The organism is Paenibacillus sp. FSL H7-0331 (genome assembly GCF_001956045.1).
The window spans coordinates 99,181-113,430 of sequence record NZ_MRTH01000025.1 but is presented as its reverse complement, the minus strand read 5'-3'; the positions used below and the strand labels follow the sequence as shown (position 1 = coordinate 113,430).

The window sequence follows — 14,250 nt, the reverse complement described above, 5'->3', positions numbered from 1 at the left end:
CAATGCGCGCGTATGGCGGAATTGGCAGACGCACTAGACTTAGGATCTAGCGGGCGACCGTGGGGGTTCAAGTCCCTCTACGCGCATCATGTACAAAAGGGTTCCTGATCACTCCTATATCTTATAGGTATGCATAATCAGGAAGTAAGCTGACAACGGTTTTATACCGTGTCAGCTTTTTTTTATTTACTCTGTGTTTTTCAATAAAAGATGTGTCGCAATAAATGTAAATTAATGTAAATTAATTTGGTTTTGGTTAAATGAATTTCCAATGACTTTATGGGCATTTGGTTGTGTGTGGTGTACAATGACTACGAATACATTGTTCATACTGCCAAAGTATAGAGGTGAATGTGGGGAGAAAAAGACTTAAGTACGTAGGAGTCGAAACTAGATTATGAAAGCGATTTTAAAGCAGATAGGTGAATTAAAAAATCTTGCCACCGTTGTCTTAGCGAGTGCCAAGAGGAAATTTTATAAGAAGGAGTTCAACGCTGTGGAGACAATACTCAAGCTGATTCAACGGTTCAGTCATGGATGTAGATGGTTCCAATTAAAAAATCATAAGATTGAGATGAAATTGCTGCTAACGTATCCTTTGCTCATCATTGTCTCTATTACTGTGGTCAGTGTATTTGCCATATATTTTAGCATGTTCCTGTTTCGCGAAAAGTCCCAAGATAATTTTCAAAATGTATTGAAGCAAATCAGCTATAACATGGATACACAGTTGAAACAGCAGGACTTGGATACATATCTGTTTATTCAGGATCTGAAGGTGAAACGTTTTTTTGATTCCAGCAACATGGCGGATTCACCAGAATCTGTACAGCTCAAAATTGATTTGCGTAACTTGTTAACGAACTACTTGCTATCTCATTCCAATATCGAAAGAATCGTTCTTATTAACAACCATGATGAGATCGTAAGTAATACCGATGAACCGATTCCGCTTTCTTTGGCTGATTACCATCAAGCAGCAGCGCGTGGTGACGGTAAAATGGTATGGATGAAAACGCAGATCTGGCCTGAAAACAAGGTAGTCATTCCTGTATTGAGGCAAATTAAAGACTTGTCCACGCTAAAAAATAACGGGGTGCTATTGTTATTTTTCAAAGAAAAAATATTCAAAAATAGCGATTTTAAGGGAAATCTGCGTGTGTTGGAACAGGATAACTATGTAATTTCAAGCAACTATTCAGATCAAATAGGCAGTCAATACTCCCTACAAAATGTAAACGCTCTTTCGGGCAGTACGGGGTCTTTTGTTGATACATCCAAGGGTATGTTCTTTAGTTATTATAAATCAGAATATACGTATTGGACGTATTTATTCAGCATACCGACAAAGGAGCTCTATTCCGGAATTGAGGTTGTACGCAACTGGGTTATTGTCGTAGCTATTCTATTTACAATCATCGGAATTTTGCTGGCAAAAATGATTGCAAGTAATATTTCCAAGCCCCTCATACAAATTATTCGTGAAATGAGAAATATCGAGACCAACGATTTATCGGTCAATTTGAATTATGACGGCAATGATGAATTAACCTCGCTGGCTGCTACTTTTAACAATATGATGAATCGGATCAGAGAGCTGATCGAAAGAGATTCCAATTTACAAAGGCTCAAGCACGAATTGGAAATGCGAGCGCTGCAGGCGGAGATCAATCCACATTTTTTGTACAATACATTGGAAGCGATTAATTGGATTGGCCGTATGAATAAAGTGAATGAAATATGCGATATTACGGCGATGCTTGCTGATATTATGAGATACAGCATCGATCAAAGCAAAGATATTGTAACCATTCAGGAGGAATACGAGCACACTCAGAAGTATACGGGTATCCAGCGCATACGTTATGCGGATAACCTTTCTTTTTTTATGGACCTTCCGAAGGAAATGTTAAACGTGCGTATTCCCAAATTAACTCTACAGCCTCTTGTTGAAAACGCTATTTTGCATGGATTCGAGAATAAACGGGAGGTCGGAAAAATAAAAATTTTGGGCATTGTCGATGAGGAATTTATCAAGATCAGGATTGAGGATAACGGTTGTGGCATGACACAGGACAAAGTGCATTCTCTATTGTCTCAACAGGAGCCAGGAACACATAGGGGCATCGGTATTTATAATGTTCACCAGCGAATCCGGTTATTGTTTGGAGAAGGATATGGTCTGAGCATCCGCAGCGAGGTTGATAAGGGCACTAGTATTACGATTACTTTACCATTAAATGAAGTGAGGTGACTGATCATGTACAAGGTATTAATTATTGATGACGAAGCAATGATCAGGAAAGGTTTGCGTGAATCCGTTCCTTGGACCGATATTGAGTGTGAGGTGGTCGGCGTTGCTAGCAACGGATACGATGGGCTGCAGGCGATAGATCGATGGGAACCAGATATTGTAGTAACTGATATTAAAATGCCGGGATACGACGGTATCCAGGTTGCAGAGCATGCGATTCAGACAAACCCTCTGGCGAAAGTCATCTTACTTAGTGGATATAGCGAGTTTGAATATGCACGCAAGGCGATTCAACTGGGTGTGTTTCACTTTATGTTAAAGCCGACCGTATATGAAGAAATGAAAAGGGTCATTGCGGATGCAGTTCGAAACATTAAATCAGAGGAACGGCGAATCCGTGAGTTGGCGAAGTTCAGGAGCGAATTTCAACAGCAGTTGCACATGTATCGCAGCATCTTTTTAAGAAAAATCATTTTGAACGGTCAATCGGATTCTGGAGCACAGGCTTCTGACGACTCGCTGCGGCTTTATGAAATTCCGTTGGAACGGGACTCCTATTTGATTGTATTCAAACCGGATGAGCTGGACACCTTTATTGATAAGGAAGAGGAAAAGCAATACTGGATGACATCCATTACATCTAGTGTGGAGCAATATGTAAGCAGGCGTTCGTCCTGCTATTTTGTTCCTTTAAAAGATGAATGGTTCAGTATCGTATATGTAACCGAGGATGAAGAATGCCGTGAAGCGATAACACAGATTTGTGAGGAGATCCAAAGCCTCCAATTGACCAATGATATGCCGTTAACACTGTCGTTCAGCATCAGCCGTAGAAAACCGAGGTTAACCCATTTGAATCAGGCTTACTTGGAGGCGGTGGATGCTATTCAGCATATTTTTTATATGGGTGCAGGCTCCATCATCTTTCATGCAGACGTATCGCAAGCATCTGACAAGGAGGATGGCAGCGTTCCATTTGCCTACTATAGCGAATGCAGCAAATTGATCATCAAGGCGCTTCAGGTTGGTGACGAAGAGAGATGCCAGCACGAGCTCTCCGATTTGTATCAGTCTTTCACCAAAAATCAGGAGCGACCGGGTGTTGTAAGAGCAGTGAGCGTTGAAATTGCAGCACAGGTGCTTAGCTTTGTTGTACGTGGACATATAGAGCTGGATTTCAATACGAGGGAAAAACTGTTTAACGATATCATGTTATGCGAAACTTCAGAGGGCTGTTTCAAAATTATTGAAGATGTTGTGATTTCGATGGTACGTGAAATTTACAAACAAACGAAAACACGGCATAAAAAAGTGATTGAGCAAATCATCGGGCTGCTGCAAGAGCATTATTCGCAAAATATTAGCTTGGAATGGCTGTCGGATCAGGTTCATTTAAACAGTAACTACATTAGCAGATTGATTAAAAAAGAAACCAAAGAAACGTTTACAGATTTACTTACTAATCTTAGAATCGAACAAGCCAAAAAACTGCTGCAAAATCCACTCTATAAAATATATGAGATATCCGGGATGACAGGCTTTGAGGACCCTCATTATTTTTCCGTCAAATTCAAAAAAATAACCGGGATCAGCCCGAGCGAATATAGGGACCATTACAAGGACTTGTTTTAAATTTGGTTTATGTCATGATTTTAAACGAAATGTACATTTTGTAGTCTACTGATTCGTTCCGGGTTGTCTTAAACTAAATGAGTAATCGAAAGAACTATAAGGGGGAACCTTGAATGAAAAGGTATGGAAAGGCTTTCAAAAGTGGGGTAGCCGGGCTGGCGCTTACCCTGGTTATGACTGCATGTTCGTCTGGCGCTGGAAACGCTCCGGTGTCTGGCACGGATGCCAAAAGTACGGCAGATTCCGCAAAAAAAGTAACGCTGCAGCTGATGTTTCCTAAAAACAGCGGTTCTGCTGATCCGCGTGCGCAATGGATGCATGATAATGTTGAGGCGTTCAAGAAGGTAGAGCCCAATATCAATTTTGATGTGATTGATAACACGAGTGGTGACAACTACCTGACGACAGTCACAACGAGAATGGCTGCAAATGATGTGCCTGATATTTTTCAAACATGGACACTGGAAAGATTGAGGCCTTTTGCCGAATCGAATCGTGTATATGATCTTACCGAATTTTTGAATTCGACTCCGGAATTAAAGAGTAAATTTTCTCCCTCTGCCTTAAGTGCTACTACATTCGGTAATAAAACATTTGCAATGCCATTAACACAGGATTTGGAGATTATTTATTACAACAAGGAAGTTTTTCGAAAATTCAATCTGCAGACACCGCAAACGTACGATGAATTGCTTAACATCATTGATGTTCTGAAGAAGAATGACATCGTTCCGATTACACTTCCCAATAAAGAGCCATGGGTCGGCACCATTCTTTTTATGATGCTAGCTGAGCGGATCGGTGGTATGGATGTTTATCAAAAAACAGTGATCGAGAAAACAGGCTCCTGGACGGATAAACCTTTTGTAGATGCAGCTGCCATGATGCAGGATCTTGTAAAACGAGGTGCTTTCGAGAAAAACGTGAACAGCTTGACCCGTCCGGAATCGGAAATCAAGTTAAGTCAGGGTAAAGCCGGTATGTATATTGGTTTAACATCATCGAGCAACGCGAATCTTGTACAATCGATGGGCGATAAAGTGGGCTTTTTCAATTTCCCTAATGTAACAGGAGGCAAAGGAAGCAAAGACGATTATTTGCAAACGCCAACAAACGCCTATTCGGTTAGTGCGGCAACGAAACATCCCGAGGAAGTTAAGAAGTTTATCAAATTCATGTACTCCGAGGAACGGCAATTGGCTTTGGCTAAGCTTGGGAATATGCTGGCTTATCAATTTACGGCGAAACCGGGCGATTTACCGACACTTAGTGAAGATTTGACGAAAGCCGGCAAAAGCGCGAAAAGCTCCATGTACTTCTGGGATTTGCCATTAGGCGTATACATGGGCAAAGAGCTGAATAATACGACGCAAGGCTTTTATATGGATGTCGACCCTCAGCAAGCACTTGCGGCTTTGCAAAAGAAGGCAGAGGATCAGTCGAAGCAAGCACCAGGATCGAAATAGGGGATAGGGAAGCGATAGCAACTACTGGGGAGCCTAAGGATTCTATGATCAGGTTCCCTCCCTCCTGGTGGTCATTAAGTGTATGAAGGAGGCACATATCCCAACATGGAAAAAATGCTGCGGAACAAATGGACAATCTCATTTTTTGTTTTTCCGGCGCTGCTTATTTATATGTATGTGCTGCCGATTCCGATCATTAAATCCATCTATTACAGCTTTTTTGATTGGAATTTGATTGGAACGCAAATATTTGTCGGTCTTAAAAATTATTCAGACCTGTTTATAAATGACAATATTTTTATGATGTCACTGAAAAATACTTTGATTTTCTCATTTGGCTGCATCGTTCTACAGCTTCCCTTAGCCTTTCTGCTAGCCAATTTGTTGAATGGCGGCGTTAGGGCGGTTAATTTTTTTAGAAATGTTTATTTTTTTCCGGTTATTATTTCAGGGACCTCCGTTGGATTGCTGTTTTTATTTATTTTTCACAGCGACATGGGTCTGCTCAATATGATGATCCGGGTATTGGGATACACCGGGTTTGATAAGGATTGGTTGTCCGATTCGAAATTCGCCATATACGGTCCTATTATCGCATTATCGTGGCAATATTTTGGTTATCATATGGTGATTTACTTGACCGGGATGTCGACGATATCGAAAGATACGTTCGAATCAGCAAAAATTGATGGAGTTAACGGAGCACAGATGCTGCTACACATCACGCTTCCGCTGATCAAGCCATTTATCATTATTAGTCTTGTTCTATGCTTGACTGGATCGGTAAAAGCCTTTGATACGGTGATCTCCTTAACTGGAGGCGGCCCTGCGCATCATTCAGATGTACTGGCTTTACATATGTATAATACGGCTTTTGTTCAAATGAGATACGGTTATGGGAGCGCTGTGGCGGTAGTTCTGCTAATGATGAATATTATTTTTTCAGTCACGCTTTCGATATTTGCCCGGGAAAGGAGGTCATAGCATGCAATCCTCCACATCCCGCTATTTGGCCATTATTGTTCGATATGGGTTATTAGTTATTTTGGCAGCAGCTGTCATCTATCCGATTGTCTGGGTTTTTCTAGGTTCCTTGAAATCACAAGAATCGTTTTATACCAATCCATGGGGGCTGCCTGATCAATTTCACTGGGAAGTATATAAAATTATTTTTGTGGATTTTCATTTACAGATCAATGTATGGAACAGTCTCTATATTTCCGTCATTTCCACTTTGATTATCATTATGCTCTCGACGATGGCGGCGTATGGCTTAATCCGTTTAAACTGGAAGGGCAGCAGGATGGTACTGGGCGTCATCTTATTAGGGATTATGATTCCGGTGCATTCCACGTTGATCCCGATCTATCTCGACTTGCAAGCCTTTAACAACTATGTGGATACGAGAATCCTGCTCATGCTTCCCTATATTGCATTTGGTATACCTACTTCTATCCTCATCTTGTCGGGATATTATGCTACGATTTCCAAGGATATGGAAGAGGCAGCGGTTATCGACGGGAGCAGCATCATTGGTTGTTTTTTCAAAATCATCTTTCCAATATCGATGCCAGCTATAGCTACAGTGGCGATTCTAAGCTTTATTCATTCATGGAATGAGTTATTATATGCGCTGATCTTTTTGAGAAAGACTGAGGCGCAGACTTTACCGGTTGCTTTGCTGCAATTTATGGGCTTTTATTCGACGGATTGGGCTCAGGTACTTGCAGCTATTACAGTAGCTATGCTGCCCGGTGTTTTGATCTATATGTTTTTGCAAAATTATATCGTGCAGGGGATTACGGCCGGTGCTGTAAAGGGATAAACAAATTAAGTCTCATACTTAGCAATCTATAAACAGGAGGCCGTTCAAATGAAAAAAGCAGCGATTGTTGGAGAAAGACAGGCCATACTCGTGGAAGCGCCTATACCCACAATTCAAAACGATGAGGTGCTTGTTAAGGTACATGTCGCTCCGATGTGTTCGGAGTACAAAAAGTTTGTCAATGGAACTGTAGGACAATGTTTGGGACATGAGGCTGTTGGTGAGGTAGTGGATATTGCGCAGCATGGACCGCATCAGATTGGAGATCGCGTGGTTCTGATGCCCTTGAACGGCTGCGGCAAATGCCATCTTTGTCTGGCTGGAGATTACATTCATTGTCTGGACAACAAGATGTCCGACTGCACCATGTCGCAGTATATCGTTAAACCGGCTTTTATGCTAAAGAAAATCCCTGATGAAGTCAGCTACGAAAAGGCATCGCTGGCCTGCTGCGCTCTCGGACCGACGTTTGGAGCGATGCAGACTTTGGGTGTCAACGTGTTCGATACGCTGCTGGTTACGGGTCTTGGACCTGTCGGTATAGGCGCCATTGTGAATGCGCGTTATAGGGGAGCGAGGGTTATTGCCGTCGAATCCAATGCATATCGAAGCCAACTGGCGAGGGAGCTCGGAGTTGTAGATGTCATTGATCCCCGTGACCCTGATGCGCTGGAGAAGATTCGCTCTTACTGCGATCAGAATGGCCCTGATTATGCCATCGACTGCTCGGGTGCGGTTCCCGCTCACAGACTGTGTATTGATGCCGTGAGGCGAAAAGGAAGTGTTGTGTTTGTTGGGGAAAGCCACGTGGAAACTCCGGTTACCATCAGCAAGGATATGATTCGTAAAGGTCTTCATCTGTTTGGGGCGTGGCATTATAATCTGAATGACTTCCCGAAAATTATGCAGGTGATCCAGCACTCCCCGTTGGTGGAGAAAATGATTACCCATCGATTTCCGATGAGCCGTATTCAGGATGCATTCGAAACGTCGGCACAGCAAAACAGCGTTAAAATTTTATTGAAACCATGGGAGTAATCTAAGGGAGGAACGTATATGATACCCGCTTTAAACCCGGTAACGACCGGAAAACATGTACCATTTTTGGATTTTTTGGACGCTGCTGCGACAGCTCAATTTCCTGCAATTGATTATCCGATAGTACCTTTCAGTCAAGTAGCCGATGAACAATCCAAAGATGCAGCCAAGGAGTTATTGCTATCCAGGCAGCTTGTTCTGGGCAGCTTTGGGCTGCCGGTTGAATTCAGGAAAGACGAAAATACATTTTTATCGGATCTTAAAGAACTACCCAAGCACGCTGCATTGGCCAAACATATGGGTGTTACTCGCTGCTGCACCTGGTTATTTCCAGCAACAGACGAGCCTGTAGCGGAATACACGTGCCGATTTGTAAGAAGATTGAGAGAATGTGCAAAAATATTGGGAGCGTACGGCATACGTTTTGGTATTGAATGGGTCGGGCCCAAAACGTCAAGAACATTAAAACATGATTTCATCCATACGCTGCCGGGTACGCTGGATTTGATTGATGCAATTGGAGAGACTAACGTCGGTCTGCTGTTCGACAGTTTCCACTGGTTTACATCCCATGCGACCAAGGAGGACATTTTGTCGCTGAAGGCAGACCAAATTGTTCTAGTTCATATCAATGATGCGCCGGATAAGCCGAAAGATCAACAAATTGATAACGAACGGCTGCTTCCCGGGGAAGGTATCATTGATTTAAAGGTAATGCTGACCTCGCTCCAGCAGATCGGTTATGATAGCTTCATTTCCGTAGAAACGTTTAGCAAAGAATTGCCTCTGCTGCCACCTGTTGAAGTTGCTTTAAAAACGAAAAGCGCAGTTGATCGGGTTATTGCCGCAAGTCTATTATAAGTAAGGTTAAGTACAAAGCTTGGAACTACCTTTTCCATAGGAGGTAGTTCTTTTTTTAGAAGCCGATGACTGTGGTGAGGATTATCAAGATGCTTGCGAAACTTAGGAATCCGGCCATAAAAATGTAATATAATGTAAAATGTTATTGATTTCAAAAAAAAATTTGCATTTCATTACGAATCCTGATATATTACTATTTGTCGCTAAATTCACGGATATGCGGAAGTGGCTCAGCGGTAGAGCATCGCCTTGCCAAGGCGAGGGTCGCGGGTTCGATTCCCGTCTTCCGCTCCAAAGAAAATATGCCGGTATGGCGGAATTGGCAGACGCGCGCGACTCAAAATCGTGAGGGAAACCGTGGGGGTTCAAGTCCCTCTATCGGCACTAGTTTTAACGGGACGTAGCTCAGCTTGGTAGAGCACCTGGTTTGGGACCAGGGGGTCGCATGTTCAAATCGTGTCGTCCCGATATTCAGCAAATTCTTATGAGTTTGCCAGTCTTTGCGGGTGTAGTTCAATGGTAGAACTTCAGCCTTCCAAGCTGATAGCGTGGGTTCGATTCCCATCACCCGCTTCGAGCTTAAAGAAAAACCTTGATGATTGTATCAAGGTTTTTTTATTTGCAAAATGCCGATTAATCCTTAATAATTTAGGACTTGCATCCTCTTCTTAATTGTGATATATTATAAATCGTTCTTGTTTCAGTAGCTCAGCTGGATAGAGCAACGCCCTTCTAAGGCGTGGGTCGGGGGTTCGAATCCCTCCTGGAACGTAATGAATAACCATTAAAGCCGCGATGCTGTCGCGGCTTTTTATATTGCGTATCAAATTAGGGCCTGTTATCATTACAGGTTTTTTTCCATAAGCACTTGTGAATTTTCAAGGTGTGTCTGGCAACTCAGAGGTACTTCACTTATAATAAGAAAGGCAGACAGCTAACTATATTAGCTTTCCGGATAGCACATAAAATGTTCGAACGGGGTGTAAAGATGAGTTTTTTTGATTTGTCGGGTAAAGTAGCCATCGTAACGGGTGGAGCAGTAGGCTTGGGCGGTGGAATCTCATTAGGCTTGGCACAGGCAGGCGCTGATATTGCGATAGTTACAAGTAATGATCGGAATCGTGAAACACAGCAGCAAATCGAAGCTATGGGACGTAAGGTTCATACGATTGTAGCCAATTTGTCTGACGAAAAAGAATTGCCTCGAATCGTTAGTGAAACGCTCTCAGTGTTTGGCAAAATTGATATTTTAGTTAATAATGCGGGAATTATTCGTCGTACGCCTGCGGCTGAGCATGCTGCTCAGGATTGGCACGATGTGATTAATTTGAATATGAATGCCGTTTTCTTTTTGTGTCAGCTTGTGGGTAACGAGATGATCAAGCAAGGATCCGGTAAAATCATCAATATAGCTTCCATGCTTAGCTTCCAAGGCGGCATCAACGTTCCGGGTTATACGGCATCGAAGCATGCAGTAGCAGGAATTACCAAGGCTTTGGCCAATGAATGGGCGAGTAAAGGCGTGCAGATCAACGCGATCGCTCCTGGATATATGGATACAGACAATACGGCAGCTATACGTGCCGATCAAGATCGCAACGCACAAATTTTGGCGCGTATTCCTGCAGGTCGTTGGGGAACGACAACGGATTTGCAAGGACCAGCAGTGTTCCTGGCTTCGTCAGCTTCTGATTATATGAACGGCCACGTAATGTGTGTCGACGGTGGGTGGATGAATCGATAATGGCAAACGAACAAAGTTCCAATCGGACTCAAATGTTTCAGCCGGAGCTGATCACATTCGGTGAAACGATGGCGCTAATGATGCCGGCAAATTCCAAAGGAATTGAATATTCCTCGCAATTTCAGAGCTTGTTTGGCGGTGCAGAAAGTAATGTAGCTATCGGGGTTGCGCGTCTCGGTCATCGTGCAGGCTGGTTTAGCCGTCTTGGGAAGGATCCATTTGGTCAGGTGATATTGAAGAAACTTCGCGGTGAGGGCATTGACGTATCCCAAGTCGAGCTGACATCGGAGGCTCCCACGGGACTGATGCTTCGCGAGGTCGTTTCCGGTAAAACTTCTGTGTACTACTATCGTAAAGGCTCTGCTGCCAGCACCTTGAAGCCGGAGCACCTGAGCGAGGAATATATCAAGCAGGCGAAGTTTCTCCATGTGACGGGCATTACACCTGCTCTCAGCGCATCGTGCCGCGAAGCCGCTATTGAGGCGATGAGAATTGCGCGTAAGCATGGGGTTAAAGTGTGCTTTGACCCGAATCTGCGTCTGAAGCTGTGGGCATTGGATGAAGCCCGTGAAGTGCTGCTGGAGATGGCAAAAGAAGCGGATTATTTCCTCCCTGGGTTGGACGAGCTAAAGCTGCTGTACCAAACGGATAGCTTTGAAGAGATCGTAGTGAAATTAAGAGAATTAAATGCTGTTTCCATTGTAAAAGGTGGAGATGATGAAACATACGTAGTCGAGAAGGATTCGGTTCAGTCCGTTCCATATTTCAAAGTTGAGCAGGTCGTAGACACTATTGGTGCCGGTGATGGCTTTTGTGCGGGATTTATTGTCGGATTGCTAAAAGAGTATTCGCATGTAGAAGCTGTTCGTCTTGGCAACCTGATCGGCAGTATGGTTGTGCAAATGGAAGGCGATTGGGAAGGCATCCCAACCTGGGAGCAGGTTGAAGCCGTACTTAATAATGTGAAGCATGTAGAGCGCTAGGACAAGTCGCCCTGAGAACCGGCAGTCTCGCAAACCAGCATCACACCAACAGTAAAGCTTGTCCCGAAGGGGCCAAAGCGCCCCGAGAACCGGCAGTCACGCATACCAGCACCACACCAAAAGTGAAGCTTGTCCCGAAGGGGCCAAAGCGCCCCGAGAACAGGCAGTCACGCATACCAGCATCACACCATCAGTCCAGCGTGTCCCATAGGGACGAAAGCGGCCCGAGAACCCAACCCTATCGCATACGTGCCAAGGGAGTCCAGAGGGCAGCGTCCTTTGGGGCCCTCCCTATAGGGAGGGTTTGGGAGGGTAAAGTACAATGAAAAGGATGATCCAACATGAAAAAAATCAAGCTTGTACAGCAAATTTGCCAGGAAGGTGTAGTCGCGGTTCTGCGCGGAGAAACACCTGATGAAGTAGTTGAAATGGCTGAGCAAGCCATTGAGGGCGGTATTAAAGTTATTGAGGTCACAATGACTGTTCCGTTTGCACTGCAAGCGATTGAGAAGCTGGCTAAAAAATATTCCAGCTCCGCGCAAGACCCGTCCAAATACGCTATCATTGGCGTGGGTACAGTTTTGGATCCAGAGACGGCGCGCATCGCCATACTAAGCGGTTCTGAGTTTGTTGTAGGGCCAGCTCTGAACCCGGCTACAGTTACTTTGTGCAACCGATACCGAGTGCCAGTAATGCCGGGTGTGATGACGATCCAGGAGATTCAACAGGCGTTGGAGCTTGGTGTAGATATTGTGAAGCTGTTCCCTGGCAATCTATATTCACCAGCAACAATCAAGGCAATCAAAGGCCCATTGCCACAAGCAAATATCATGCCAACCGGTGGCGTATCGCTAAGCAATTTGGCCGAGTGGGTTAAAGCGGGAGCTGTTGCAGTAGGAATTGGCTCCGATTTGACTACCGATGCGTTGAAAGCAGGCGATTACAGTCTTGTAGCTAAAAAGGCAGCGCAATACATTGAGGCTTATCAAGCCGCCAAACAGTAATCGGGGTTGTATTTTGTTTTTTAGGATGATTTTTTTAATGATCAGCAGGAGATGGGGGCCGAGTGTTTCCATCAGTCTGCTGATTAAGAGTTGAAAATTAGTAGGATTCATGCGAACAGGTTCGATCAATATCCTCAGACCTATCCCCGTAAAGCTATTTAACCGCCACGGTCAATACCACAGGTATTCAACATATTCCTATACATACATAAAAGATGTTTTTCAGAATGGCTGCTTTTCTGCTGTTGTTAGATCTGGATTGGGCTGATCGATATTTGTGAATTCGGATCACCCGTTAAAAACGAATACCAGCGATTTCTGAAGCGCACCTGCGGACCATCGGCCAGGACATGGGCTTCCATTCGTAAAGCATCAGGAATAGGACGGGGATGCTGGCTCTCCACGATGAACTGATCCTCCTTAAGGACCTTGCTGCTGTACTTGGAAAATATAAGGATCACGCCCGGAAGTTTGGCAAAATTACGTCCTGCAACCCCGAATATGGCGGTAACTTCCTTATCTATAGGTGTAAATGTAACGTAATTGATGAATTGGCTGCGCTTAGTCTGATCGACAGGAGAGAGAAGCCAATGATTTGGAAATTGGTAATTGAGAAAGGCACTGCCGTTATGTATCCGAATGGTGTCTTCCGTGGCCTCAAATTCAATATTGATCTCCTTGCGGGATGTTTTTCCGATGAACGATAGGCAGGTGAGCAACGTCAAGTACGCTTTCCACCACACGTGTCAGATGAGCCTTCCATACAGCATCATAGGGAGCCATAATATAATCAGGATTTTCGAGAACCGGATATAGTTCCAGTGGAGGAAGGGGTTCTTTAGCCAGCTCCTGATAGGTCTTCGGATAAACCCAGATCAAATTGGCTTTTTCCAAAACTGGGTAAGAGCGCGTGTGGGCAAAATTGGGGATTTCGCGATTTGGATGGGCGGGAATATCGACGCACTGTCCTTCACCGTTAAAGCTCCATGCGTGGTAAGCGCGCTGTAATAGTCCGTCCTTGCAGCTGCCCAATGACAAGTCAGCACCACGATGCGGACAATAAGCATGCAGGGCACACAGCTTTCCCTGATCGTCACGAAACAGAACCAGGTCGCGTCCTAACAACCGTTTTTTCAATAGCTTCTGTCCCGCCCTTATCTCCTTGGTCCAACCGATTGCATACCAGGTACAGGGGAATATTTCATGATCTTCCTTACGGCTCTTCCGATACGTTTCGTTTTCCATACTGACAACCCTCCTAATATGTTAGTGTTGCCAATGGGTCAAATGCGATTCATTAAATAGTGAGCACAATCAGGCGTTAAGGCGCCTGCATGATCCGGGGATGGATCTCGGCAAGCTACTATTATATACACTATACCAACGGTAGTAGACTTTGAAACAAAAAACCATCCCGCCAAGGAGGGTTAGCTCCGGCGTGGA

The 14,250-nt window shown here is 44.2% G+C and carries 12 protein-coding genes and 6 tRNA genes; 16 read left to right on the top strand and 2 right to left on the bottom strand.

Going from position 1 to position 14,250, the window contains the following annotated elements; translation table 11 throughout:
• The first annotated feature begins 6 nt into the window (after window positions 1–6).
• The 16 genes from BK127_RS28660 (at window position 7) to BK127_RS28585 (ending at window position 12,807) form a co-directional block, all read left to right on the top strand.
• Window positions 7–86: transfer RNA gene (locus BK127_RS28660), tRNA-Leu, on the top strand.
• 488 nt (window positions 87–574) lie between these two features.
• Window positions 575–2,254 carry a sensor histidine kinase gene (locus BK127_RS28655; protein ID WP_179097641.1) on the top strand — a complete coding sequence of 560 codons (1,680 nt, stop codon included), beginning with the start codon at window positions 575–577 and terminating at the stop codon, window positions 2,252–2,254.
• A gap of 6 nt (window positions 2,255–2,260) precedes the next feature.
• A complete protein-coding gene (locus BK127_RS28650; RefSeq protein WP_076235526.1) occupies window positions 2,261–3,886 on the top strand; it encodes a response regulator in 1,626 nt (541 codons plus the stop codon).
• A 113-nt stretch (window positions 3,887–3,999) separates the two neighbouring features.
• Entirely contained in the window at window positions 4,000–5,352 is a 1,353-nt protein-coding gene (locus BK127_RS28645; RefSeq protein WP_076235525.1) for an ABC transporter substrate-binding protein, read from the top strand.
• 105 nt (window positions 5,353–5,457) lie between these two features.
• A complete protein-coding gene (locus BK127_RS28640) occupies window positions 5,458–6,336 on the top strand; it encodes a carbohydrate ABC transporter permease (RefSeq protein ID WP_076235524.1) in 879 nt (292 codons plus the stop codon).
• Between the two features lies 1 nt (window position 6,337).
• Window positions 6,338–7,177 (top strand): carbohydrate ABC transporter permease, encoded by an 840-nt coding sequence (locus BK127_RS28635; RefSeq protein ID WP_076235523.1) that lies wholly within the window; start codon window positions 6,338–6,340, stop codon window positions 7,175–7,177.
• A 48-nt stretch (window positions 7,178–7,225) separates the two neighbouring features.
• The gene (locus tag BK127_RS28630; protein ID WP_076235522.1) at window positions 7,226–8,215 is read left to right on the top strand and encodes a zinc-dependent alcohol dehydrogenase; all 990 of its coding nucleotides are present in this window, start codon (window positions 7,226–7,228) and stop codon (window positions 8,213–8,215) included.
• Between the two features lie 18 nt (window positions 8,216–8,233).
• Entirely contained in the window at window positions 8,234–9,076 is an 843-nt protein-coding gene (locus BK127_RS28625; protein WP_076235521.1) for a sugar phosphate isomerase/epimerase family protein, read from the top strand.
• Between the two features lie 219 nt (window positions 9,077–9,295).
• Window positions 9,296–9,370: transfer RNA gene (locus BK127_RS28620), tRNA-Gly, on the top strand.
• A gap of 10 nt (window positions 9,371–9,380) precedes the next feature.
• Window positions 9,381–9,460, top strand: a tRNA-Leu gene (locus BK127_RS28615).
• 10 nt (window positions 9,461–9,470) lie between these two features.
• Window positions 9,471–9,544 (top strand) — tRNA-Pro (locus BK127_RS28610).
• Between the two features lie 34 nt (window positions 9,545–9,578).
• Window positions 9,579–9,649: transfer RNA gene (locus BK127_RS28605), tRNA-Gly, on the top strand.
• A 124-nt stretch (window positions 9,650–9,773) separates the two neighbouring features.
• Window positions 9,774–9,847, top strand: a tRNA-Arg gene (locus tag BK127_RS28600).
• A gap of 217 nt (window positions 9,848–10,064) precedes the next feature.
• Window positions 10,065–10,820 (top strand): 2-dehydro-3-deoxy-D-gluconate 5-dehydrogenase KduD, encoded by a 756-nt coding sequence (gene kduD / locus BK127_RS28595; protein WP_076235520.1) that lies wholly within the window; start codon window positions 10,065–10,067, stop codon window positions 10,818–10,820.
• Complete coding sequence (locus tag BK127_RS28590) at window positions 10,820–11,803, top strand: sugar kinase (protein ID WP_076235519.1); 984 nt, start codon at window positions 10,820–10,822, stop codon at window positions 11,801–11,803. The genes kduD and BK127_RS28590 overlap by 1 nt, the downstream gene beginning before the upstream one ends.
• A 341-nt stretch (window positions 11,804–12,144) precedes the next feature.
• Window positions 12,145–12,807 (top strand): bifunctional 2-keto-4-hydroxyglutarate aldolase/2-keto-3-deoxy-6-phosphogluconate aldolase, encoded by a 663-nt coding sequence (locus tag BK127_RS28585; protein WP_076235518.1) that lies wholly within the window; start codon window positions 12,145–12,147, stop codon window positions 12,805–12,807.
• Between the two features lie 248 nt (window positions 12,808–13,055).
• Here the strand turns inward: BK127_RS28585 and BK127_RS45005 are convergent, their stop codons facing one another.
• Together BK127_RS45005 and BK127_RS45000 are read right to left on the bottom strand one after the other, a co-directional pair.
• On the bottom strand, window positions 13,056–13,532 hold the full coding sequence (locus BK127_RS45005) for a hypothetical protein (RefSeq protein ID WP_256711490.1): 477 nt from the start codon (window positions 13,530–13,532) through the stop codon (window positions 13,056–13,058).
• Complete coding sequence (locus BK127_RS45000; RefSeq protein ID WP_256711489.1) at window positions 13,471–14,052, bottom strand: Rieske 2Fe-2S domain-containing protein; 582 nt, start codon at window positions 14,050–14,052, stop codon at window positions 13,471–13,473. Before BK127_RS45000 ends, BK127_RS45005 begins: the two co-directional genes overlap by 62 nt.
• Window positions 14,053–14,250: the final 198 nt, after the last annotated feature.